The sequence below is a fragment of the Pseudomonas sp. UBA6315 genome (genome assembly GCF_002438125.1).
In the GTDB taxonomy this organism is placed as follows: Bacteria; Pseudomonadota; Gammaproteobacteria; order Pseudomonadales; family Pseudomonadaceae; genus Aquipseudomonas; species Aquipseudomonas faucium.
On the sequence record NZ_DJTF01000137.1, the window covers coordinates 1 to 23,738 of the forward strand.

Here is a 23,738-nt window from a genome sequence, read left to right on the forward strand (position 1 = left end):
CTCGTTTCCCGCTCCAAATCGAAAAACGCCGAAAAGGACGCAAGTCCTTTTCGGCGTTTTTGCATGCCTGATTATTTTGTCTGCCCAGGCGCCCGGCAAACCAGCCGGGCGCCTGCGGCATGATCAGCGGTAGCTGATGGTGAAGTTCAATGCTCCCTGCGCCAGGCCTGGCCTCACCGTCGGGTCAAGCTGGTAGAAGCGTGCCCGGAAATCAAGTTGGGTCACGCCCAGTTGCAGTTGCTTGACCGAGACCGCCTCTTGCAATGGCAACTCCCGACCATCCCCGTGCAGTACCTGAATGCCGAAACCTGCGGCCGTAGAACCGGTACCCAGGCTGAAGATGCCCCTTTTGGCATCCAGCACGTTGGAGCCCCTCGTGCCATCCAGTTCGATGTGGGCATAGGCGGTGCTTGCCGCACTGTCGTCTTCGCAATCACTGAGCGTGATGCTGAAAGGGGTGTCGATGCCGACGGGGCCGGGGCCTTTGAAGTCGGCCACGGTGTAATTACCCAATTGCACCGGGTCTGCGCTTACCGGGTTGCCCAAGAGCGTGCATTGAGCTTGCTTGACCCGAGCTCTCAAGATGTAGTCCATGACCCTGCCCAGGTCATCGGTCGATCCGTGGAACATTTGTCTGTCGATGATGTGTTCGCCAGGGGGGATCGGGCCGGTCTTTATCAACCTCACCCGGCCTCTGATTGTGCCAAGCGGTGCGTTGAAGCCGGTGGGGGTGATCATGGTGCCATTGTAGGGCACCTCTTGGCTGCCATCGTCGGATGTAAAGGTGTTGGAGGCCGAGCCATCGTAGGGGTAGGCCAGCGTGATCACTGCACCAACGCTGTCAATGTTGGTGCGCAGTATGCTTTCGGTAAAGCGCTGACCGCGTGCGGGGGCGTTCACGACAAGTGGCGTGGAGGGAATCATCATGGCCCGGGTGGGCGGTGAAGCGTTGTAGAAACAACTCAAGGCCGCCCCTTCACTGTTTCTGACAGTCATGGGTAGATCGGCAATCACACGCCCCACTTCAGCATCGCGGGGCACCCAAACGGTGCCCATATCATGCTCGAACGTCATGTAGGTGGGCGAGTTCGACTGCCAATTGCACAAGGCCTGCGCTTGGCTGCAGAACAGCCAGAAAGCCAGGCCGCATGTCATTGTGGCGGTGGGGCGCAAGGCTGCGCATCCAAGGGTGCTCATGAGGATTGTTCCTGCTCGTTGGTGCCCGCTTCAGCGGGAGGGCGGGGGGCGCTGTGGGGTTGGCACACGAGTGATTGGATGCGGTAGCCGTTGACTACCGGGATGTCCTGGGGGGTGAGTGTCAACCGGCATTCACGGGTGGTTTGCTCCACCCACTGTGCCAACAGTTGCTGCTGGCCTTGCTCGTCGCTGGCCACCAGCGCCTGCCCTGCTTGGCCGACCACGGCCAGCTGCCGGCCCTGTGCATCGGTAATTTGCGCGCCGAAGGGCAGCGCACGACCATCGGGAAGTTGCAACTTCAGGACCATGCGCATGACCTGGCGGCTTGGGAAGCTGGCCTTGACGATGGCGCCGCGGCGCGGCACCACTTGCTGCGTGGCATTTTCGATGATGGTTTCGGGCGACAAGTCGTCGGTTCGCAACACCAGCGAATTCAGCCGATAAGGTCGCAGGTTGGGAGCCAGCAGATAACCCTGTTGGTTGGCTTGGCTCGGCGGCCCGTTCTCCAGTGAGATACCGGCCGCATTGGGCACATGGACCAACGCGCTGGTTTCGCCCAGGTAGGGGCCCATCACCACGCCTGAGCCGTGGACCAGCAATGCGCCACTGGTGTTGACCGACACACTGCGATAATCGGGCCCTTGCGTGTAACCTGCGCCATAGCTGGCGCTGGTGCCTTGATAAGCAACCGACAGCGCGCCACTGGTGCGGCTTTGCTCGTCATTGCTGACCGACACCTGGTAGCCGAGTTGGTGGTTGATCATCCCGCCGTTGAGGCTGGCGCGTTGGCTGTAGCTGCCGTTGTTGCGCTGCACGTCGAAGGTGGCATTGTGCCGGCGACCAAAGTCCAGTGGCAGTGACAGGCTCAGGCCCAGCAGGCGGCTGTCGCCACCGTTTTGGGCAAGGGCCTGGGAGGTGAACAGGTTGATGCCCAGGTCGCGCCAGCGGGTGTTGTACTGCAGCTGGTAATGGCGGCGCTGGGTATTGCTGTTCCAGTAATCATCTTGTGACAGGGTCACGCTGACGGAGTGTTTGCCGATGTTCTGAAACACCGAGGCTTCCAGGCGGCTGCGGCGGCTGCCCAGAAAGTGTTCGGACTGATTACGCTCCCTGACGGCCTCGTCGAAGTCGCGGTAGCCCTCGGTCGAGTAACGGTAGCCGGCAAAGCGCAGGTTGGTGCCAGTTTGAAAGCTTTTGCCGTAGCGCGCGGCAAAGCTATGCCCTTGTGCCTGGCCTGCAAGGCGGCCCAGGTCGGTGCGCGACTGGGTCACGTCGAACGACAGCGCACCCAGCCCGGCGAAGTCTCGGGCAACCCCCAGCGCCCCCGCGCGATAGAAGTCGCTGCCGAACACACCGCCGTAGAGGGTGCTGTCCCACAGCCCGCCACGGGCCAGGGTAGCTTGCCAGAACACCGGCTGTTCCAACTCTTCGGCGCCGTTGTAGCGGCCAACCGTCGCGCTGTAGCGCCAGATGCCATCGCGCAGCAGGTTGGCCAGTGACGAGTAGGGTTGGATAAAACGACGTACCTGGCCATCGGCCTCGGTGAGGATGACTTCCAACTCACCGTGGCTGGCACCGACACTGAGGTCATCGATGGCGTAAGGCCCTGGTGCAACGTAGGTGGAGTAGATCGAGTAGCCGTTGTGCAGTATTTCGATCTTGGCGCGGGTTTGGGCCACGCCGCGGATCACCGGGGCGTATTGCTGCTCGGTATCGGAATGCATGTCCAGGTCAGATGCCAGTTGTGCACCGAGGAACGGCACGCTGCGAAACACTTCCCCGCCGGTAAACGTTTCGCCCAGGGTGAGGTTGGCTCGCATGCCGGGTAGGTCGCGCTGGGCGTAGGTATCGCTGCGTTCCCAGGCAAACTGCTCGTCGGGGCTGTGGCGCAGCATCTGGTTGCTGCGCAGCCGCCAGCCGGCCAGGTTGATGCCGCTGTTCAGGTACAGGTCCTGGCTGCTGCGGTTGTGGCCGCGATCACTGTTGTACTGCTGTGCAGACATCTGGTAGTTGACGAAGGCGGCGTCGATGCCTGCGTCCCAGCGAGATTCGGCCACCGAGCCGGCCTGCTGGCGGCGCAGGGCGATCTGCGGGATCGACACCGACAGGCGCAGGCTCGAGGGGTCGAAATCGGCGCGCGCCTGGGGTATCAGCGCGGCCAGGTCAAGGCAGCGGTCGTCGCTGGGCAGGGGCGATTCCAGGGCTTCTTCACGCAGGTCAAAGGCGCGCAGCAGGTCGCCGGTCAGGCACGCTTGCAGCCCCTGGCCATCGCTGTTTCGAATGTCTACTTCGCGCGTTTGGATGGGCGTGTGGTTGACCAGAATCTGCACGCGGTAGCGGCCGGCCACCAGGGGTTCCTGCGCTGCCAGAGCCTGCAGGGCGAGGGCGCCCGCATCGCTTGACTGGCCAGGCGCCTGGTGCATGAACTCGGCTTGAAAACGTGGGGCGGGTGGGCTCGCTAGCGCGGGTGTGATCAACAGGAGGATCAGCGGGCTGCCTAGCAGCGCTGAGTGGGCAGAACGCGGGCGTGACGCCACGGGCCTGCGCCAGTGAAGCTTAGGCATGGGAAAGTCTCGGGGGTACCACCGGTCAAGGCCTCGGGCTAGCGAGAAGGCGATGCCAGGGTTGTTTGCAGGAAGCGGCGTGAGTCAGGCGAATGTGGGTGACCGCGCCGGGTTGCGGGCCAGATTAGGGAGGGGAGGGGAAGGGGGATGTAGGAAGAGTCTTGAGGATAAGCAGGTGGATTCGATTGGGCGGGGCTGGATCTGATCGCATGAACAGGTGGCCAGCGGGTACCCCTGCTGCGGGGAGCAGCAGGGGCCGTCAGTTAGGTTATTTTGTGCATATTGTGAACCTCTGCACTTAGCAGTATCCCTCTCCCGTCATACATCGTGCGCAGAGGATTAGGCTTACCAGGTGCTACGGGTTCGACGTACTCAACTGCTTGTTCTATTTGACGACTAGCCAAATCTCTAGCCCGAGCAGCGATCGCTTCGGAAAACGCACTTTTACCAGTTGACGGGCGAACTTGTGGATTGGAATTTGCGGGCACACTTTTTGATATTGGAACTTGCACCGTCGGCGTGCCTGAAGTGGGCACTTCCACCCTACCACCATTACTAATAGCCGGGAGGGGAGACTTCACTCTTGGCAGTTTGAATTCCCCCAATTGCAACAATGCGTCTGTGTTGTTCCCTCCAAGCACGCCGCCGCTGTTTACAGAGTTGATCGAACTCCGCCTGCTACCCGACGCAACCGACGAAGCCTTCTGTGCACTGCTCGCTCCCGCTTGTGTCTGGTTGACGACGCCCCGCAACTTGAACACCGCTGACCCGCCCAACACGCCGGACGCGATACCGACGAAGAACGCCCCTACGTTCAGCCCCATGGAGAGTGACTCGTTATCGCGCGCGGCTACCGCACCGGCCTGCAGGGCCAGGGAGATACCCTGGCCGACGATACCGATCACCGCCTTCGCATAGGTGGTGCCCATGGCCAGCGCCGCGGGCGCGGTCCACGGCATGGCCACGGCCGATATCGCCAGGAACACGGCCGATACCGCCAAGCCCAGCCAGGTAAACCATGAAACACCGGAACTCACGGGGTTATAGCGCGGTGGCGCATCGGTCCCCGACATGAATTGCGAGTAGTGCCCGGTCGGGTCTCGCCATTTGACCGGGTTGCCCAGGGCATAGACATACGGGTTGGGGCCAGCTACTTCCTGCGCGAGCGAATCGGGGCTGTGGAAGCGCATCAGTGCGGGGTTGAAGGCGCGATAACCGCTGCCAAGCAGGTACCAGCCCAGGTCTTCTTCGCGCAATTCGCCATTGAATGCCAGCAGTGTGCGCAAGCCATTGTCAGCTGGGCGTTCGCCATAGGCGCTATAGCTGGCGTAGCGAGCGCCATCGCTGTCGACCTCGGCCACGACACTGCCGGCGTTATCGGTCATCAGCAACTGGTGGCGGTCGGGTTTGCCGGCTTGCTGCTCGCCCACCGCTCGGCCGTCGCCATACAGGTACTGGGTCAGTTGTGTGTTCTCCCAGGTACTGTCCAGGGCGTTGCCCAGGTAGCGCCTCTGCACCTCGCGCTGGCCGTTGTGCACGCTGGCCAATAACTGGTTGTGGCCGTCGTACAGATACCTGACCAGCTCGTGGGCGTCGGCTTCCAGCACTCGCTGCAAACGGCCCTGGCTGTCGTACTCCAGTGTTCGCCCTTGCTCGTCATTGAGCATGTTGCCCCGCGCGTCATAGCTGAAGCCTTGCTCTGCCGGGTAATCCTCCTGCAGCGTGTGGGTGACTTTGGTCAGCTGGAAGCTGCCGTCTTCGGCATAGCTGAACCGGGCGGTGTCGCGTTTGCCGTCGTCAAATTCGGTCAGGCAGCGTTCGAGGTTGTCCAGGGCATCGAAAACAAACGTTTGTGCGATGATCCGCCGCCCCGCCGCATTGCGCGGCAGCGCCTTCCTGCGTTCGCTGTCAGGCGCTTCGTTCGTCCAGTCGCCTTCGAAATCGTGGATTACCAGGCGCTCGAGATCGTCGTAGCCGAACACTTCCTTGCGGATGAACGCTTGTTCATCCTCATCGCCTGCGCGGTAGAGCGTTCGCGACTGCAGTGTCGTGCTGTCACGCCAACTCAGCACCAGTACCCACTGTTCGCCGTTGGCATCGAGCGTGCGCCGGTGTTCGCGGCCTAAATCGTCATAGGTCTGGACGCTTCGTACATAGCGCGTTGCATCGCGGTTGTCGCGGGTAGTCGTCGTTTCCAGGCGGCCTTCACTGTTGTACTCGAATGTGCATTGCAGGTCGCCCTGGGTAATGGACTGGACCCGCCCCAGTAGGTCGTAATCATATTGGCAGGCAACGCCGTCGGTGTGCTTGCGGTGGATCAGGCGACCTTCCAGCGAATACAGGTTGTCGATCTTGTAGTCTTGCTGGCCGTTGCCTTGCCATTCTTCCCCGGCCAGAAAGCCTTGGTCGGTATAGCTGTAGACGCGGCCGCCGTTGCCGTTGTCGGCGCTGGTGATGGCTGCGCTGGTGGGCAGGTAGTTGAAGGCTGCTTCGTCCGGTGCAAGGGTGTTCTGCGCGTCTTCAACGGTGGCACTCAGGTGCACGGGCTGGGTCGTGAGCGCTGGCTCATATCGATAGCGGGTGACGTGCCTGCTTTTGTCATTACGCGCCGCGTCGGTGTTGCTGCAGGTACGCGATTCAAGCAGCTGTGTCAGGCCCTGATAGCTATAGGCCTCCAGCCGCGGCCCAATCGCCTGGCTGGTCATGCGCTCGAGCCCGTCGAATGTCCGCCGGCAGATTGGCCGCGGCGGTTCGCCGGTTTTGTCGCATACCTCCAGCAGCGTAGTCAGTTCATTGCTGCTGTGGCCGGCGAATGTGCGCAGCAGCAGGCTGCCATCGGCGCGCAGGGTCTGCTGCATGCGCCCCCAATGGTCGTAGCTGTACTCAGTGACGCGTGCCTCCAGCGCCTGCTGCGGGGTAAAGCTGAACGTTTCTTTGACACAGCGGCCCAGGCCATCGTATGCGTAGTCGGTACGGTCGCTTTCAACCATGCCCTGCTGCAGCAGTTGGTAGTGATACGTTGGCTTGTTGAAAAGGTTGTGCTCCTCCACGGTCAGTTGCTGCCGGATGTCGGGTTTGTCCGGGCTCACAATCCACTCGGTGACCTTGTTGCCGTTTTCACCAAAAGGCGAGAATTCGGTCTTTTCCCGTACACCATCGGCACGTAGCACCTCGCAGGTCTGCCCCCAGCCATCGTAGGCATAACGGGAGGTCAGAGCGAGCGGGCGCTCTTCATGCGTGCCGCTGCCTGGTGCGGCGGGCAGATAATCGAACAGGGTCTCGCTGGTGACGCGCCCTATCGAGTCGTAAGCGGTTTCGGATACTTTGCGGGTAATTTTGCCTGCCGCTGCGGCATCGCCCAACCCGTCCAAGGTGCGTGTTTCACGCACGGGGCGGTTGAGCCCATCGTGATAGGTACGGGTGACAACGCCGTTGACGTCGGTCACCTGTGCGTACCACAACGAGCGGTTGTCTTCGCTGACGTTGCCGTATTCGAACGTGCGCGACACGCAGTAGTGCGGGTCACCCGGCGCTACCGTCTGTTCGATCAGGCGGTTGAGCTCATCGTAGCGATGGCGGGTGACCACGCCATTGATGTCTTCGTCTTCGATGGCCATGTTGCGCGGCACGGACTGGACACTGGCCGAGGTTTTCTCGAGCGTGCCGCCAGGGGGGGTCAAGGTGGTCCTGGTGCGCAGGTGGGTCAGTTGGCCCTGGTCATCTGCGACCTTTTCATAATGCCATTGGGTGGTGGACGTGTACGTGCCCATGCGGGTCGTGCGCAGGTTGGAGCGGCCATGCAAGAACAGGTTGCCTGGCATGTTCAGGTAGCCCATGTCGATGCGGCGTAGCAACTGCTCGGTTTCTTTGTCGTCGTCACCGACCAGCACTTCGACCAGTTCCTCGCTGTCCACCACCAGCCATGACTCGGCCTGTTGCGCGGGCGATGCCTGGCTCAATATCGGCATTGCCTTGTAGGTGTAAAGGGTACGCAGAATAGGCGCGGGTTTGGCCGAAGCGCTGTCATTGGCGGGGTAGGTGGTGATGCTATGCAGGTTGCGCCGGAAGCCTTCCGGGTCTTGCGGGCAGCCGTCACTTTCAGCCACAGGGTAGTACGAGCGCACGATGTGCATGCCATTGGCGAGCCGTTCTTCCACCAGGTTGCCGGCCCTGTCATATGCAGTGGTGAGGATTTCGTCGCGCCGTGCTTGCGGGTTTGCCTTGTCGGTCCACGTTTTCCTGATGGTGGCGGGCAATTGGCAGTACTCATCCTGCTCTGCAAAACTGCCCGGTTTGTCGTGGTACTCGGTGGTGACGGTTTCTACGCAACCGCTTTCTTCAGTGACCTGTTCGGTCATGAGATGGAAACGGTTGAAGGACCGTTTGATGGTGCGCAACACCTGGCCATCGAGATAATGGCTGGCGGTTGAATCGTAGACGTACTCGTGGCCTGTGAACTTGTAGAGCTGGTCTTGGTTGTAAGCGTCATCCCAGACCACGCCTGATGCGCCGTAGCCCAGGAAGTTGGTATTGCTGTACGCGTAGCGCGTGGTGATGAATGTCGTTTCGTCAAGCGGGTTGGGCTTGGCGACATGCTCGATGACATGGGGCACGAACCGGTTCACCCCGGGCAGTTGATGCCCATGTTCCCTGTGGGTGATGAACTCCTCACCCTCAAGTGGGTTGATCAACCTTTCAAGCACATGTACGGGGCCAAGCGCTCGGTAATGGAATTCCCAGCGGGCTTGATCAGAGGTGGGCATGACCAGCGTGCGCAGTTGCACACCGGCAAACTGCAACGTGAACCGTAGATGGGCTTCGCTGCCGGGCTGTATATCCAGCAGCGCTTCATGATCACCGTTGTAGGTGAGGGTGAGCAGTACCCGCTGACTGTCGTCGCGGATCGCTACCAGCCGGCCTTTGTCGGTGTCGTATTCCAGGGTGATGCCATGGCCTGATGGCGTTACCACGCGGCTTGGCAGGCAGCGCCTGGGGTCGACTTTCAAGGGCTCCAGTATTTCGATCAGGCCCGCCTTGTGGGCCACCCGCAGGCGTGTGCCCTGTACGCCGCCGATATTGGTGACCTGGAAGCTTTCCAGCTTGCGTTCAGGTACCACCACCGGTTCACCCGGGCCATTGTCAAAGATTGCAAAGCGCTCACCGGTATGCAGTTCGAGCATGCCGCTGTCGAGGTGGTAGCTGCTCAGGTTCAAGGCCCAGCCGATGCCGAACCCTGAGTTCGAGTCGTTCAGTGGGTTGAAATTCAATTGCATCGGCAGGTCAGGGCCCTGCAGATCATTGGGGTTGAGCGGCGGTATCTCCATGGAAAAACCGTACTGCCCGGTACGCGGGTCGACGTTGCCCTGGGTATAACTGAGGAAGTTGAGCGCATTGGATTGAATGGCCATGGTTATTCTCCTCGCGCAGCGGGTGTTGTCGCGCGTGTTCCCCTGGGCCCGGCCGATGTGCTGATGGTCACTGTGCCAAGTGTGTCGGGAGTGGCATCGGTGGTGGATTTGCCAATGACCAGCATGCCGAGTGCGGTGCGTATGAAATTACCGGGCGCATTGCGGTTTACATATTGATCAATGTGTTCCTGCTCGAGGTAAGAAGGGGCGTGGGTGGTTTTTAATTTCATCCACCATTTGGGGGTTCCATTATTCTCCTTGACTTTCGATTCCAAGGTGATGGTGGCCGCTGAAGGCAGGCCGATCATATGTATCTGGCGTGCTTTCAAATCGTCCATTTCGAGCGTGACAGTTGTATTGCTACCCGCGTCAGGCACGTTGAGCGATTTGAACTTCTCTTCTTCGTCATACACCGTAATGATACCGGCGGCCATCGAACTTTGCTGTTTGGGTGTGCTCATGATCGGTTCCTTTTCATATAGTTGAAAGGGGCGGAGGGGCAGTGCCTAACCGCGGGGTCACAGGGTATTAAGTGCGTAGCCTAGAAGAGTTCGTACAGGGCGGCACCTGGCAAAAATGCTAGGTCTGTTTGCCTGGCGCGAAGTATCACGCTCATTCAGCGGCCCCGCCGGTGACCTAGCAATTTTGCCAGTTGTTGTCGCTTGGCAAGGCTTCTATAACGGTTGGCAGAGCGTCGCCACGTTATTGCAACGGAATGGCGCAGCACATCAAAAGCTAAGGGGTAAAGGTCATGAATGATGTACGGAGGGTGCTGGAGCAGCCGAGCGTACCGGCACTGAACGATAACAATGAAATTGACCTCGATCAGCTGGGTGCAGAAGATTTGCTTACCTACATCAAGTACTCGGGGATCCAGATCAATGACAAGGTGACCCCAAGGTGGTTTGGCGCAAGTCCATCAGGTGAAGCGTTCGATGATGTCCAATCGACCTACTACGTCGAGGCCGAAGATTTGAATGACGGTGTGCCGGTGGAGATCGCCAATGCGATCGTGGTCGGCGCTGGCGGTGGCGAAGCGTTTTATTCCTACACGGTGAATGACACTGAGGATTCATTGCGAAAGTTCTGTTTTGTCGGTATCAGACCGCGCGCAGGGCGAGAAGGTATTTCAGTAGTGCATGCGATACAGTCGCATGAGTTGGTGATCAAGCCCAATGAACTGGAGACCGCTGGGGTAAACTTCGTCATCCTGCCTTACCAGGCCATGCAAATAGGTGACAGGATAACTTTCACGTTTCAAGGGGTGGATGAATACGGGTTTGAAGACCCGCCAGAAGTTGAAACGCTGGTGGTGACCAAAGAGCACTTCGGCGAAAAGCCGCTGGGATTCACGGTGGGTAAAAACCTGTTTCGGTTTATCGACCCTGGGTCTGCGAAAGTGTCCTACCGCATTACCTTCGTCGATGGCCAGACTGCACAATCGCCGCTACAGAATTTCACCGTGGATTCCGATGAAATTTTGCCTGGCTACTTGCCAGAACCGGTGATCGTCGGCCATGTGCCGGGGGAAACATTGGACCCTGGCAAGTTCCGAGAGGGCTTGACCGTCACGATCGAGGGTTACCCAGGGCTGGACATTTCGGACCAGGTTGTCCTGCGCTGGCGCAGCCCGGTGCGCGATCTGGTGCAGGTCATGCGCGTGGATGCCAGCACGTTGGCCGTGGGTGCCATCATCTTCCGCGTGCCCGCTGAGTTTGTACTTGAAAACCAGGGTTTGGGTATCGGCCTGTCCTATCTGTTCAGTCGCGAAGGTGCCGGGCAACGTTCCCAAGAATTGCCAGTGACTGTCGCTACCGCGCGCGTACTGACCGCGCCGCGCGTCATCGATGCGACCCCTGACGAGCAGAATGACCACGGTACCTTGCGTGCGATCGATGGCATCAGCGGCGTGCGGGTGCAGGTGCCAGACGTGTTGCAGCCCGGCGAGAGCCTACACGTTCATTGGAGCGGATGGCCGGTGCTCGGCGAGTACATCGCCACGACGCCACAGGGTTCTGATCCGCTGATGTTTCATATTCCCGCGCAGTATGTGCCGGCGAACATGGGCCGCGGTACGGTTGACCAGAGCAGGCGCTTCGAAGTGTCGTACCGCGTGATCGTCAATGGCGATTACCTGGAATCGAGCCCCTACCATTTGCGCATCAGCCCACTGCCGACCAATGAGTATCCCCGGGTTTCCTGCGAACAGGCGGTATCGGGCAGCTTGTCGCTGGCGCGTGTGCCAAGCGCTGGCGCCGACCTGGTGCTCGGCACCTGGCGCTTCGGTGGTGCCGGGCAACTGCTCAATTTGTCGATCAGCGGCGTGACGCAAAGCGGTGCGCTGAACGAGGACATTCGCGATGCCTCTGAACCGGTCACGGCAAATGAAGCCAGTAACGGTATCAGGGCGAAATTGCCGAGAGCGCTCCTGCAACGCCTCAAGCTCAATGAAGCGTTCACCTTGCATGCCCGAGTGAGCTTTGACGGCGGCGTGTATTACGTCAGTTTCCCTAACTTGTCATTGACCCTACTGCCGTGAACTAACGGTTGCAGCGTTCTGCCGCCGGGTGCGCGGCGGCCTCTTGTTTGCGCCTGAACAGGCGTAAACGCTAATTAAATGAACTGGAGAACACCCTCATGGCCAGACCTACCATGGCACAATATTTGACCTACCTCAGTGAGAAACCGCGCACTTATGGCTGGGGCGCCTTGCTGGTCTACGACCGTTTCAAAGCCAACCGGTTATTGGCGCAGGAACATATCGAGCGCTTCGACGAAGGCACCTGGTTGCCGTTGATCAACTTCAGAGTCGAAACAGAGAGTGGCAGCTGGACCGAGGTGCGCGACATACGCCTGGATAAACCACGGTTGTCGTTTGTGAATTCGAATATCGCCAACTCCCGAGCGCGATTGAGCATGAACGTTATCAGTGGCGTGGTTACCCAATTGCGTCAAGCCGCGGGCAGCGGCCATATGGAGTTGGTGAGCTATTCGGTGCTGGACCCGCTGACTGCGCCGTCGGTGCGCATGGATATCATGTTGAATGAAAGCGGTGGCGGCTCGGTCAATGATGAAGGGCGGGTGACATTGGACCTGGCCAATGGCAACAGCTACTCCTTTGAAATCTCCAGTTGGAAGGAGATGAACGAGAAACTGGGCGAAGCCATTCGCGCCGAGTTTGAAAAGTGGCCGGTCGAAAATCGTGTGTGGGAGCTCAATGTTCTCAAACCCGTGGACACTGAACTCAACCCCTCTTCATTTACCGTGCGCACCCACTCGTTGGCGAATGCTCAAGACATCAGCAATGCCAGTGAGGAGGAAAAAGAAGAAGGCGCGGTGGTGGTCGGTGTTGCGTTCAACAACGAAGAAAATGGAAATTTCCCTGTCCGTGACCAGGACATGCCCTATCTGTTGCCAACGCCCAGTGGGGCGGGTGAGCCGGACTATTCAATGAACCTGCTTTACAATAATGAATCTTGGTTCAAAGAGGTGGTGTTCCATTTGGTGGAGCAGTTTTCGAATCTGCAGAATCCGCAGCTGGTACGGGATTCTAAAGGCTTCTTAAAAAGCGTGTCGGCCTCGGTAGGCTTTCAGGTTGCAGGCCATGTCGTTCGTGATCAAAGACGTTACGATTCGTTCACATTCTACGCGCTGGAGTGGCCGGCCCTTAACTTCCAAGGCGAGCTCACTATCGAGCAGGTGGACAAGCAACTTGAAGTTGTGTGGAGCGTAGAAGCTGCGCCAGAAGATAAATTCGTTATTCAGCTTGTCGAGTCTACCGGCATCACCGTTAATCGCCCCTTCGGAAAACTCACCGTTACTACCCGGGCCAGTTTTGGGCTCGATGTGGTCACCGAGGGCGAGCGGGTCGGTGAGCTTTTCATGACGGGGCTGGCGGATGCTCGTTCCGAATTGCAAGTTGAATTCTGGGGTTCTGAGTACTCGTACAGGGAGCGGCAAGCAGAGGAGGCGGCGCCTGACTACATCGGCTCGTATGTGCAAGCCATGGTGGACTCGATATCCGAGGAAATCAGGGGGCTCGGTTCGACAACCATCCCTTTCAACCTCTTGCGCCTCAATGGGCTGTTGTTCCGTAGCCAGGACGTCGCCACGCCACGCACGCTGAGCCTTCCTGGCGATCTTTCATTGCTAGGTGATCTGGCTCCCCGAGTGACCACTTTTGCCCTAGACCCCCTCGAAACCACCATCAGTGCTGGCACAGGGGACACGGCCACGTTCACGCTCGATCCCGCCCAAGGCGGCACTCCAACTTGGGAAGTCCACGCACTGCCGGGTGAGTCGGGGGCAGTCGGTAGCATTGCAAATGGAGTCTATACCCCTCCCGCCCTCGACACGATTACCGGCACCCATAAACGCGTGATTGTCAAAGCCACTGTCAATGGCAATTCAAGCAGTGCGTTGGTGACTGTGGTGCCGAACAGCGTATCCGTTTATCCAAACTTCCAGATTGCGCAATTTGCCAGCGACGCCAGCAGCCCACGCTACGTGCTGGTCGGCGGAGATGTCAGAAGTGAGTTGAAATGGGAAATGGGCAGTGGAAGCAAAGGCGTTATCCGTGCTCCCAACTCTGGTGATGGTGACCTGGATATCCCCGTTGACAAGAATGTGCAGATTTATGTCTCGCCACAAAGGGCGCCGGGTGATTCGGGCACGATTGCATCGCTCATACATGTAGAGCAGGTCAATGTGTCGGCGGGCGGGCAACGCCAAGCCATCGATGTGATCCTTCCTTGGGTTACGACCACGGCAAACATCATTGCCTCTCCCGCATCCCAAGGTGGCGTCAAGCTGGTGGTGAACTTTTTCAATAATGGTACCGGCAAGGACGAGGACCTGCCGCTGGATGAAACCCAATGGGCAGTGCTCAAGGGTACTGGCGCGATCGATCCCGCCACAGGCGTCTACCAGCCTGGCGAGAATGAAGGCCCTTACATCATCGTTGCCGGGAGTGAAACCCCCATGGGACGTGTGCCGATCTGGGGCTTTGTTGTTCTGCCGATGCCGTACGGCGAAAGCCACATGGCGCTGCTCGAGTACGTGCGGGCGCAGAATATCCAGAGGGGGGCTTGATCATGGCTGGCAATTCCAAGAGCGAACTGCTGGAAAAACTCGCCCAGGGCGATGCGATGCATGGTTGGGGCGCGATACTTGCGCTTGGCCGGGATACGGCCAACCAATTGCTCCAGGCTCGCTTCGTGAGTGGCTTCAGCCAGCAGCAATTTTTCCGCCCCATCAGCGGTGAGTACTACGCCGATGAGCAGCGTACCGAGCATGTGGTGTTCGATGAGTTGATGGTCGGGCCGCCGGAGTTGTCATTCGAGCAAGCCTCCGGCCGCTCCGCAAGGGTGATCGTGACCCTGGAGCTGATTGCCGGGCGCTGCAGTGCTGCCGAGAGCTTCCCAGGGCAGGCCAGGCGCTTGCGCCGCTCCCATGAGTTGTCCCAAGGCCTGGGCTACAGGCTCGAGATGACTGCCGAGCTGGTGGTCTTACCGGTGCCGGGTAGCCGCGGACTACAGCTGGCGGTCGACCTGAGTGCCGCTATCAACCCCACCTGCAACCTTGCGGTTTCCACGAGTGGGGCCAGGCGCATGGGGGAGTTCATCCTGGAACAGTTGAAATGGCAGCCCGTTTTCAATCAGGCATTCAGCTTTTTCGAATTCTTGCCCTATGGCAATGATGTCATGGCGCTGGCCGACGTCGCTCTTGTTACCCAAAAGGCCCCGGACGGCGAAGGCGGCGGCAGCATGCCCCACGCAGATGGCGCGGTGCTGATGCTGATGCAACTGCAAGCCAGCACAGAGCCTGGCACGACACCCGATGCGCTTCCCTACCTGCTGCCCCACAAGGGGCAGGGTAGCGAGAACGTCGGAGTAGCACTTCTGCTCGAAAGGCACAGGGCATCGCTCAAGGACGATCAGGCCGACGGCCTGCTGCCACAGCTGATTTTGCCCGAAGGGTTGTTGATTTCGCTGCCAGAGGCGCATGTACCTCACGACAGTATCTGGTTTGGCGAGCTCTCGAACGGAGCCAGCACACGCCAGATTTCACCTGGGCTGGCCAGCACGGGAGCGGGCGGCAGCGTAGCGTTTGCGGCCGTTGGCGGCGCTGTGCATGACTGGCAGGCGCGAGATATCAGCCGCCCTCGCGTTGCCGGTGAGATCAGTGCCACAGGCGTGTACAAGGCACGGCCGAACGGGCAATTGGTGGGGGCCCAGCGCATCGTTGCGGTATCGGCAAAAGCCTCGGAGCAGTCAGATGCCTCGGCGCTATCAGCATTGCTGATCGAGTCGTCCGAACCCCTAACAATTTCGCCGCGGGTGTCGATCTGGTACCCAGGTTATGACGATGTGGCCTTTACCTGCTCCGGCGAGGGCGACGTCAAGTGGTCACTTTCAGGTGAGCCCATGGGGGGCTTGCAGCCAGACCCGCAAGATCCGCGCAAGGCGACCTTCAAACCTGATGCGGTGAATACGCCGCTGGTGCGCTTGCAGCGGGTCGAAGTCAGCGTTGGGCAAAACAAAGGCCATGCCATTGTGGTGCTGTTGAGTTCTGACCCCAGGCTGAACGTCGAGCCGCACTACGTGCCCGGCCTTTCGCCAGGCGCGAGCATGCAATTCACCATGGATGATTTCGAGGCGGACCGCTGGGAGGTGGTTGGCGAAGGCAGTATCGATGCCTCTACAGGTCGATACACCGCGCCTGCGCAAGCGACTCAGGAAGCCAGTGTGGTGGTTGCGTTCGCCTCGTATTTCGCAGGGGTTGCCGTTGTCGAGCATCAAGGCGTCGCCACCGCGCAGGCCATGGCGTTGCAAGAGCGCTGGAGGGCGCTCAGAGAATTCGAGCTGGTGCTCAATAACGAAAGGCGCAACAAGGTGTTCGCCAATGGTTACCAGCAAGTGGGCATTGATATCGTCATTGCCACCCAGAGCTTTACGGACTCCAATGGCGAGGTTGTCTGGGACCCTGTCAGTGATCTTGAACTGGCCAGCTTGGTTCTGCTGGACCAGGCGGGCAACAGAGTGCCTTATCTGTCGGCTGAACAGGCAGGTATTCCCGAGGGCGCTGGCGCACGGTGGATGGCCAGCAAGCGTCGCAACCATTTCGACTATTACCCCACCGCCAATGCGGCCACCAAGGGCCGTTTGCAAAGTGAAGAGGAGGGCACGCGAAGGGTGACGGTGTATGTCCATTCACGCGAAGCGGAGATACACAACTTTTCTGCGGAGTTCCAGGATTACACCAACGGCTGGCGCCGATCGCTCGATGTGGACCAAACCAAAGGGCGAGTGCAACTTGAAGGTGTCGAATTGCCCGCGCCGAGCCTGGGTGCATTCGTGTGGCCGGAGGCGGGTAAGCGCGTCGCCAGTACCAACGGTTACGACTACGAGAATGACACGTTCAATCACTGGCACTTCACCACTGACTACTGGGAGCTGGCGGGTAATGGCATTCAGTTCGTCAACGTGGAATTCGACTCCACGTCGATGCTCAAGTGGGAGTCGGAGCAACTCGAGGAAACCTTTGCCACCTATACCGGCATCGCCTTCAAGCCACGCAGGCCAGAGGATGCGCCACAAGTACCGGCCGCAGTGCAGTACCAGGCTGAACTGCAACTGCTGGCGGCGGAAGCGGCAATCAACTACACGCAACTTGATTACCGTTTCAAGGGGCAAGAGGACGTTACCTCAGGGGCCTTGCTGATCACCTTGGACCGGATTTCGAACTTTGCCTATTGGGACAGCTGGCAAGGCGCGCACTACCGCAATGTGCTGCAGGACTCCGTGAGGTTCACCGTTACCGACAACTACGGTAACCCGCACAAGCTCAGGCTCCTGTTTACAGGTGAGGGCGCAGGACGAAACAGGGTGGAGTTGCGGCTGCAATGATCACCTTTGCAATCAACGTTCAGGAGCCACATTGATGACGACTCAATCACTTATTCATTCCAATGCTTTCAACTTCATGAGTTTCCTTCAAGGCAGTGTCGATGAGCGTACCGGCCAGTACGCGTTGAACATCGACTTGCCAGCGCTTGCAAGTGATGCCTTGAGTGGCCCTAGCCTGCCGTTGCGCCTGTCCTTCAACCCGCTCAATACGGTCAATTCCGGATTTGGCGTGGGCTGGACGCTGCTACTTAGTCAGTACGACCTGGATACCCATGCGCTTGACTTGCATACGGGGCAGCGCTTCACCATTTCCGATAACGGCCCAGGCCAACCGGCACCGGTGCCAGAAAGGAAACTTGAGCAGTTCTATTTTGAGAACATCAGCGGCAACGGTAGCAACCGCTACCGGGTCGCATACAAATCCGGCATCGTCGAACTGTTGGAGACACTCCCTACAGACCCTAGGCTCGCCTTGCCCGTGCGCGTGCTGGCTGACTCGGGGCATGGCATTACGCTGACCTATCACCCGCAGAAAAAAGGCTGCCTTGAGTCGATCATCGACGACACTGGGCGCACGTTGCTCAAAATCGACTACAGAGGGAACGAAAGCGTGGAGCTCACGCTGTTGCCTCAATCACCGATGGCAGCTGTGTACAGGCTCGAATTTTCCGCAAATGATCTGGCAAGCGTGGTGCTGCCTACGTCGAACAATGCCCGCTGGACCATGACCTATGGAACCTTCGGCGAACTGCGTTGCTTGACGCGCCTGGAAACCCCCCTTGGGGCCACCGAAATCATCGACTATGAAGCGTCCGGGCACTACTTCCCTGGCAGCAGAGAGAGGGCGCTGCCCTACGTCAGGCGCCATGAGGTACAGCCGGGAGCGGGTCAGGACAACCAGCAAACCACCTACACCTTCACCGCAGAGAACTTCCTCGGCTACAACGCGTTGAACAGTTGGGAAGATAACGGCATGGACAACCTGTACAAGGTTGCCGACCGCACTTATCGCTATGGCTCCACGGCTACCCACTATCAGGGTGGCGTCCCGGTGCGTACGGTGGAACGGGTATTCAACCGCTTTCACCTGCTGACCGAGCAGGTGACCCGCGAGCAAGGTTGCATCCAACGCAGCGAGACGGTCTACCACGAGCGCGACGTCGAGTTTGCAGACCAGCCCAAGTACTTCCAACTGCCACGCACAGAAACCCAGAGCTGGGCACGCGAGGGTGATGCAACGCCGCCTCGTAGCGAAACGGTGACTACCGAGTACGACGATTACGGTAACCAGACGCTTGAGCAACAGCCCAGCGGGATCCGTACAGAGCGCACGTATTTGCCCAAGGATGCAGACCCCGAAGGTTTCGTGCGTCATCTTGAGCAGGAAACCGTTCGCCCCGCTCAGGACCAGGAGTCGGGCGCTCCCACGCTGTGCACACGTTATCGTTACCAGCTCTTGCCGCCGGTGAGCCGCGACAGTGGTGTGCCGTTGCCAGGTTGGCTGGTCAATGGGCACGAGGAGCAATACCGGCTCAATGCCGATGGCTCGCAAACCCAGCTGCAGCAGATCGAGCGTGTCTATATCGACACACCTCTGGACAGCTTTGGCCATGGTCGCCTCAAGCAAGAGTTGACCAGCAGAAATGGTCGGCAGACAACCATTGACTACGCTTACGCGTTGGTCGAGACGCCCGATGAGCCTGGCACGCACCCGCGGGTGGAAACCAAGCAAGTCATCACAGGCTTCGATCACGGCCCAGGTAGCCATGCCCAGAAAGAGATCACCCTGTGGCATTCGGTGTTGATCGGCGAACCCTTGCTCAACCGCGATGACAACGATGTTGAAATCGAATACGAGTATGACCTGTTGCGCAGGGTGGTACGCGAAACCGTTGCACCGCGTACGGTATACGAGGCATCACGCAACTACAGTTACACATTGGTCGCCCAGCGGGGTGGCCAGGCTTCGCAAACGCAAGTGGATGTCAAAGGCGTTTCGACCCTGGGTATCGTCGATGGCCTCAACCGACTGGTGGAGGCATGGCGCGATGACCCTGATATCGCGCCGCAGGCACAACAGCAGGACTTGCGCAAAACTTACACGGCCAAGTACGACGGGTTGGGCAACCTGGTCGAAGAGGTCGAGATCGACTGGCACCGAGACGTCGATGTGCCATTGGCGAAGGCTTACTCCTACGATGGCTGGGGTCAGCGCTGCACAGAGGTTGGCCCGGACAAGGTCGTGCACCATACCCAGATCGATCCCATTGGCAACCCGCAGCGGCTTGGGCCGGTGCATCGCGATTGGCGTGAATCGGCTGACGGTTTGAGCAGTGGCCGTACTGTCACTGCCATGAACCTGTTCGGCGAACCCATCACCGTCGAGCGGCTTGACGCGGACTTGGCGCCTTACAGTGAGCATCACTACTTTTATGATGGCCTCGGCCGCAAGGTTCGAGAGGTGGATGCCGGCCGTCATGAAATGAAGTTTGGCTACGATGAATTCGATCGTTTGGTGGATCACACCCTGGCCGACGGGGCAGTGGTGCATCGCGTGTATGCCTTGCACAGTACCGAGGACTTGCCCGAACTGATCGAAGTCACGCGACGTGGCGGCGATCAACCGAGTGTACTGGGGCTGCAGCGCTTTGACGGCCTTGACCGGCTGGCCGAGGTGACGACGGGGGGCCGGGTGCGGACGCAGCTGTTTGATCCGGGGCAGCGACAGCCAAGTGAGGTGATCACGCCAAAAGGTAACCGTATCAAATACGAATACCGCTCTTCGCTGTCTGAAGAACCGGTCCTTCGCCACCAAATTGAGACGGACGTCAAAGCCAACTTCAACTACGACCCAGAGAATGCTCGCCTGATGTCGTGCTCGGAGCATGGGGTTGCCATGACCCGCGATTACTTCACGACGGGCGAGTTGAAGAGCGAAACCTGCAGTTTCGATGGCGATGAGCCGTACACCATGGCGTATGTCCACAGCTTGCAGGGTGCGTTGCTGTCCTACACCGACGTGCTGGGGGCAGTGCAGCATTACGAGTATGATCCGGCCGCGCGTCTGCAACGCACCCAGTTGGGGCAGCTTACCAGTACCTTTGAGTACGACGGGCTGGGCCGCAATGACTATTTCAATACGGTCGATGCCAGTGCGGGCGAGCAGCCACGCTCACTGGGCACCCGGCTGAAGTTTGATGATTTCGACCGCGAAATCGTGCGCACTTTCAACTTTGGCGATTCGCAACAAACCCTTGAACAGCACTATGACAGCCTCGACCGCATCACCCTCAAGTTACTCTGCGAGGGCGAGACGGTGTTGCGCAGAGAGACGTTTGAGTATGACGAGCGCGGGAGGCTGGTGGAGTACACCTGCAGCGGGGTAGATGAATACTTGCCGGTGGACCCCTATGGCAATCGCATTCAATCACAGACCTTCGTCTTTGATGCCATCGACAATATCACCCGGGTGCTCACCCGGCATGCGTTGGGGCGTGTGGATATCCTCTACCACTTCACGAATGAGAAAGACCCCGCGCAACTTCAAGGGTTTACGGTGCGTGGCGTCGATGATGCGCCCATCGAGGTTGTGTTGGAATACGACGCAGACGGCAACTTGACACGCGATGAGGAGGGGCGTGCATTTATCTATGATGCACTGGGCCGTTTGCAGAGTGTCGACGGCATCGACTATCGCTATGACCCGCTCGATCGGTTGATTTCACAAGCCCTCCCGGCGTCGACATGAAGTTGCTGTAACCGCATTAGCGGTTCAACGCGCAACCGCTAATGGGCTGCCGTGGGCGCGCGGCAGCCTTCGATCAAAGTATTTCATCCCTTTCGACTGTCGTCGGAATGGGTAAGTTTTGTTTCGTCGTTAGAGGGGGTTTGCGTGAAGGCAACTGATAAAAATGCCAGTTGTGATGTTGCAGGTTTTCCCTTGAAATGCATTAAGCGATAAGTGTGTCCACCCCGATGATCCACGAGGGCAATCGTATGAGCACTTCAAAACAAGCGGGCCAAGCTTCCGAACGTGTACGTGAGGCCTATAGACGTATGGTGACCAGTTTTCAAACCCGTCTAAGCCCTGAGACGTTCTCAGATTTGGACGACTTGGAAATTCCCGACGCCTACCTTGCAGATCCCAACACCGGGTTGGTATATAGCCGGTATATAAAAGACGACGCTCTGCCATTTGGCGTGAGTGTGCCTGGATGGTTTTTTACTGACCGAGATACGCTTCGTATCGAGCACTCTCGCGATGGAACTGTATGGACGGTCCTTCATGAGGAGGTGGTGACGTATTTTGACAATCCGATTCCACTCCCCTACCCAGTCGAACTCGATAAAAGCAAGGATCAACTGCAGTTAGAGGGCACCCACTATTTGAGGTCGTGGATCAGAAATGATGTTGATGATGTTTCGTGGTCGCTGCCGTTGGTGTTGATTTTTGACCGTGAGGCACCTTACCACAATGCGAACCCGAAGAACCCACCGGAGTTCGCTGCCATTCCGGTCGTGACCGATGCGTCGCTGGCGGCAAACAACGACACTGCTTCTTTACTCCTGCCGGCTTACCCCGACTGGCAAGACGGTGATGAAGTGCTTGTGTATTGGATGGCGCATCTTCCTGAAGAGTTTGACGATGTTGATCCGCCTGTGTTCAGAGGTAGAACCACCGGTGCCAATCAAACGTTGGCCATACCAGGAGATGAAATTCGCAGGGTCGGCGACGGCGGCGTGTTCGTGCTGTACGTATTGCTGGACAAGGCAGGAAATGTCAGTGAGCTGTCCATCTACAGGAGTGTCGCCGTCGCACTGGGTGTGATTCCCATCGACTTCGAAGACCCTGTGGTGCCGTTGGCTACCGACCAGGATGGCCATCTGATCGACCAGGCAGATGCCTACGAAGGCGTCGAAGTGTGGGTGCCGTCGTATGTAGGTATGAAAGCCACTGATCGGGTTCAGGTGAAATGGGGCAATACTGCTTTGGTGGCCGAAACGGTGGGTTCTGCTCCAAATGACTATATTCGGGTGCTCGTACCCAATGACGTAATGCTGCAAGAGTACGGTACCGGCCCCGGCCGCAAGCCAACGAATGTCAGCTATGTGTTACTGCGCGGCACCCACCCCATGGGAGGCGCGAACACCGATATCTTCGTGGACTTCGAAACCATGGACCCGGATGGGCCCGACATCGGATGGCCGGGGCCGATTCACCCTGATTTGACCAAAGCGCTGATCACGGGCCGTGGCAGTTTCATGGAAGATGAACTGGATGTTCGCGACAATGGCCTACCTGCCGACTTGAGTTTTGAACTTTACAGCTTCGCCGAAGCAAACGATGAGCTGACGTTCTTCTGGGCGGGTGAAGAGGCCGCCACCTATACGGTCAAGGCGGCCGATAATCCGGGTGACAAGATTATCGTTGAAGTGCCTTGGGCCATTATCCATGAAGGCGGAAACAGCCCAGCGCTGCCTGTCGACTACGAAGCCCGGCGCCCCGGTGTACACAACCCGGTACGGTCGGCGGTCACGTCCGTTGTGGTCGATGCAATTACGATTACACCCATCGCTGCGGCTTATGACCACCTGGTCAATGGGATGGTCACCTGCGCGTCGATCCAGGCATCGTCAGGGCATCCCGATGGGCCTGCGGTGGAAGTTTTAATCCCGGACCTTACTGAATACCTGCAACACGATTCATTCACTGAAATTGATGTGAGATGGTTTGTGTACAGGGGGCGAAGTGATGATCAAGGGTTCGAGATAATCGACGCAGTCACGCTCGAAGAGACCATTGAACTTGATGATCAACACCCCGTTACCGGTTTCACCTGGCGCGTGCCGTTCGAAGATAATGTGCTGCCCACCTTCGAAGGCGGTAATGATCCTCTCTTCATGCGTTCCAGAGCGAACATGACATATACATTGAAGATGGCGAGGGGCGATGTTGTATCGGAAGTCGCCAAGGTCACTCTTGCCTTCATCCCTCCATCGGGCGTGTGCAACCCTGATGGTTGATGCTGTTGTGTATGAAAGCCGCCCTGCAAATGTCAGATTATACCTCGATGTTTGTAGGGCTTTTCCTACATCTAATGAATTTAATTCCTGTACCTTGCCGGCCATTGGCGCCGCTTGCTCGCTTGGACTTGCAAATAGGGGTGCCTGATTTGGTCTATATGGGAATTGGCATATGACGAACAACACGCATCAGTTGAAGTTTCACAGCGGCCTCATTTGCTGCATGGTCACGCTGCCGCTTGCTTTCTACGGGGCCGAGGCAGTAGGGGTTGAGCGCATCATTGATCGAGATACGGTCATCGATGCCAGCGACCCGCTTGTCAGCTATCAGGTTGTGCTCGGCGCCACCTTGACGGGTAACGGCGCGACCACGCAGCACATTTTCTTGCGTGAGGGGGCAGGGCTGGAACTCAACGGCAGTTCTGTCATTTCAGCTGCCGATGGGGTGCTGCTGGAGGGGGGGCCAAGGCCAACATCAACGGCAGCACCATCATCAGCGAAGACCGTGGCATTGCAGTTGCCCGCAGCAGTGCTGGCGGCTCGCAAGCATGGCTGAACGGCAGTAACGTCAGTGGGAAGAACGGCGGTGCGTCCATTGCCAGTGATTCGCAGTTGTACCTGAGCGGTAGCACCTTGCG

Annotated in this window: 10 protein-coding genes; 6 read left to right on the forward strand and 4 right to left on the reverse strand. The window is 58.6% G+C overall.

Going from position 1 to position 23,738, the window contains the following annotated elements; genetic code table 11:
* Positions 1-123: 123 nt before the first annotated feature.
* The 4 genes from B3E94_RS16205 to B3E94_RS16220 form a co-directional block, all read right to left on the reverse strand.
* Positions 124-1,197 (reverse strand): fimbrial protein, encoded by a 1,074-nt coding sequence (locus B3E94_RS16205; protein ID WP_286914295.1) that lies wholly within the window; start codon positions 1,195-1,197, stop codon positions 124-126.
* Entirely contained in the window at positions 1,194-3,761 is a 2,568-nt protein-coding gene (locus B3E94_RS16210; protein WP_286914296.1) for a fimbria/pilus outer membrane usher protein, read from the reverse strand. Before B3E94_RS16210 ends, B3E94_RS16205 begins: the two co-directional genes overlap by 4 nt.
* 263 nt (positions 3,762-4,024) lie before the next feature.
* Positions 4,025-9,169: an RHS repeat domain-containing protein gene (locus tag B3E94_RS16215; protein ID WP_286914297.1), complete on the reverse strand. Its 5,145-nt coding sequence runs from the start codon at positions 9,167-9,169 to the stop codon at positions 4,025-4,027.
* Between the two features lie 2 nt (positions 9,170-9,171).
* Positions 9,172-9,630: a hypothetical protein gene (locus tag B3E94_RS16220; RefSeq protein ID WP_286914298.1), complete on the reverse strand. Its 459-nt coding sequence runs from the start codon at positions 9,628-9,630 to the stop codon at positions 9,172-9,174.
* A 290-nt stretch (positions 9,631-9,920) separates the two neighbouring features.
* Here B3E94_RS16220 and B3E94_RS16225 point away from each other — a divergent pair, with 290 nt between their 5' ends.
* The 6 genes from B3E94_RS16225 to B3E94_RS16250 all read left to right on the forward strand — a co-directional run bounded on the left by B3E94_RS16225 (position 9,921) and on the right by B3E94_RS16250 (position 23,656).
* A complete protein-coding gene (locus B3E94_RS16225; RefSeq protein ID WP_286914299.1) occupies positions 9,921-11,708 on the forward strand; it encodes a hypothetical protein in 1,788 nt (595 codons plus the stop codon).
* 98 nt (positions 11,709-11,806) lie between these two features.
* On the forward strand, positions 11,807-14,260 hold the full coding sequence (locus B3E94_RS16230; protein WP_286914301.1) for a hypothetical protein: 2,454 nt from the start codon (positions 11,807-11,809) through the stop codon (positions 14,258-14,260).
* A 2-nt stretch (positions 14,261-14,262) separates the two neighbouring features.
* Entirely contained in the window at positions 14,263-17,076 is a 2,814-nt protein-coding gene (locus B3E94_RS16235; protein ID WP_286914302.1) for a hypothetical protein, read from the forward strand.
* Positions 17,077-17,110: 34 nt separating this feature from the next.
* Positions 17,111-20,824 (forward strand): RHS repeat domain-containing protein, encoded by a 3,714-nt coding sequence (locus B3E94_RS16240; protein ID WP_286914303.1) that lies wholly within the window; start codon positions 17,111-17,113, stop codon positions 20,822-20,824.
* Between the two features lie 248 nt (positions 20,825-21,072).
* Positions 21,073-23,100 (forward strand): hypothetical protein, encoded by a 2,028-nt coding sequence (locus B3E94_RS16245; protein ID WP_286914304.1) that lies wholly within the window; start codon positions 21,073-21,075, stop codon positions 23,098-23,100.
* Between the two features lie 172 nt (positions 23,101-23,272).
* Positions 23,273-23,656: a hypothetical protein gene (locus B3E94_RS16250; RefSeq protein WP_286914306.1), complete on the forward strand. Its 384-nt coding sequence runs from the start codon at positions 23,273-23,275 to the stop codon at positions 23,654-23,656.
* The last annotated feature ends 82 nt before the right edge of the window (positions 23,657-23,738 follow it).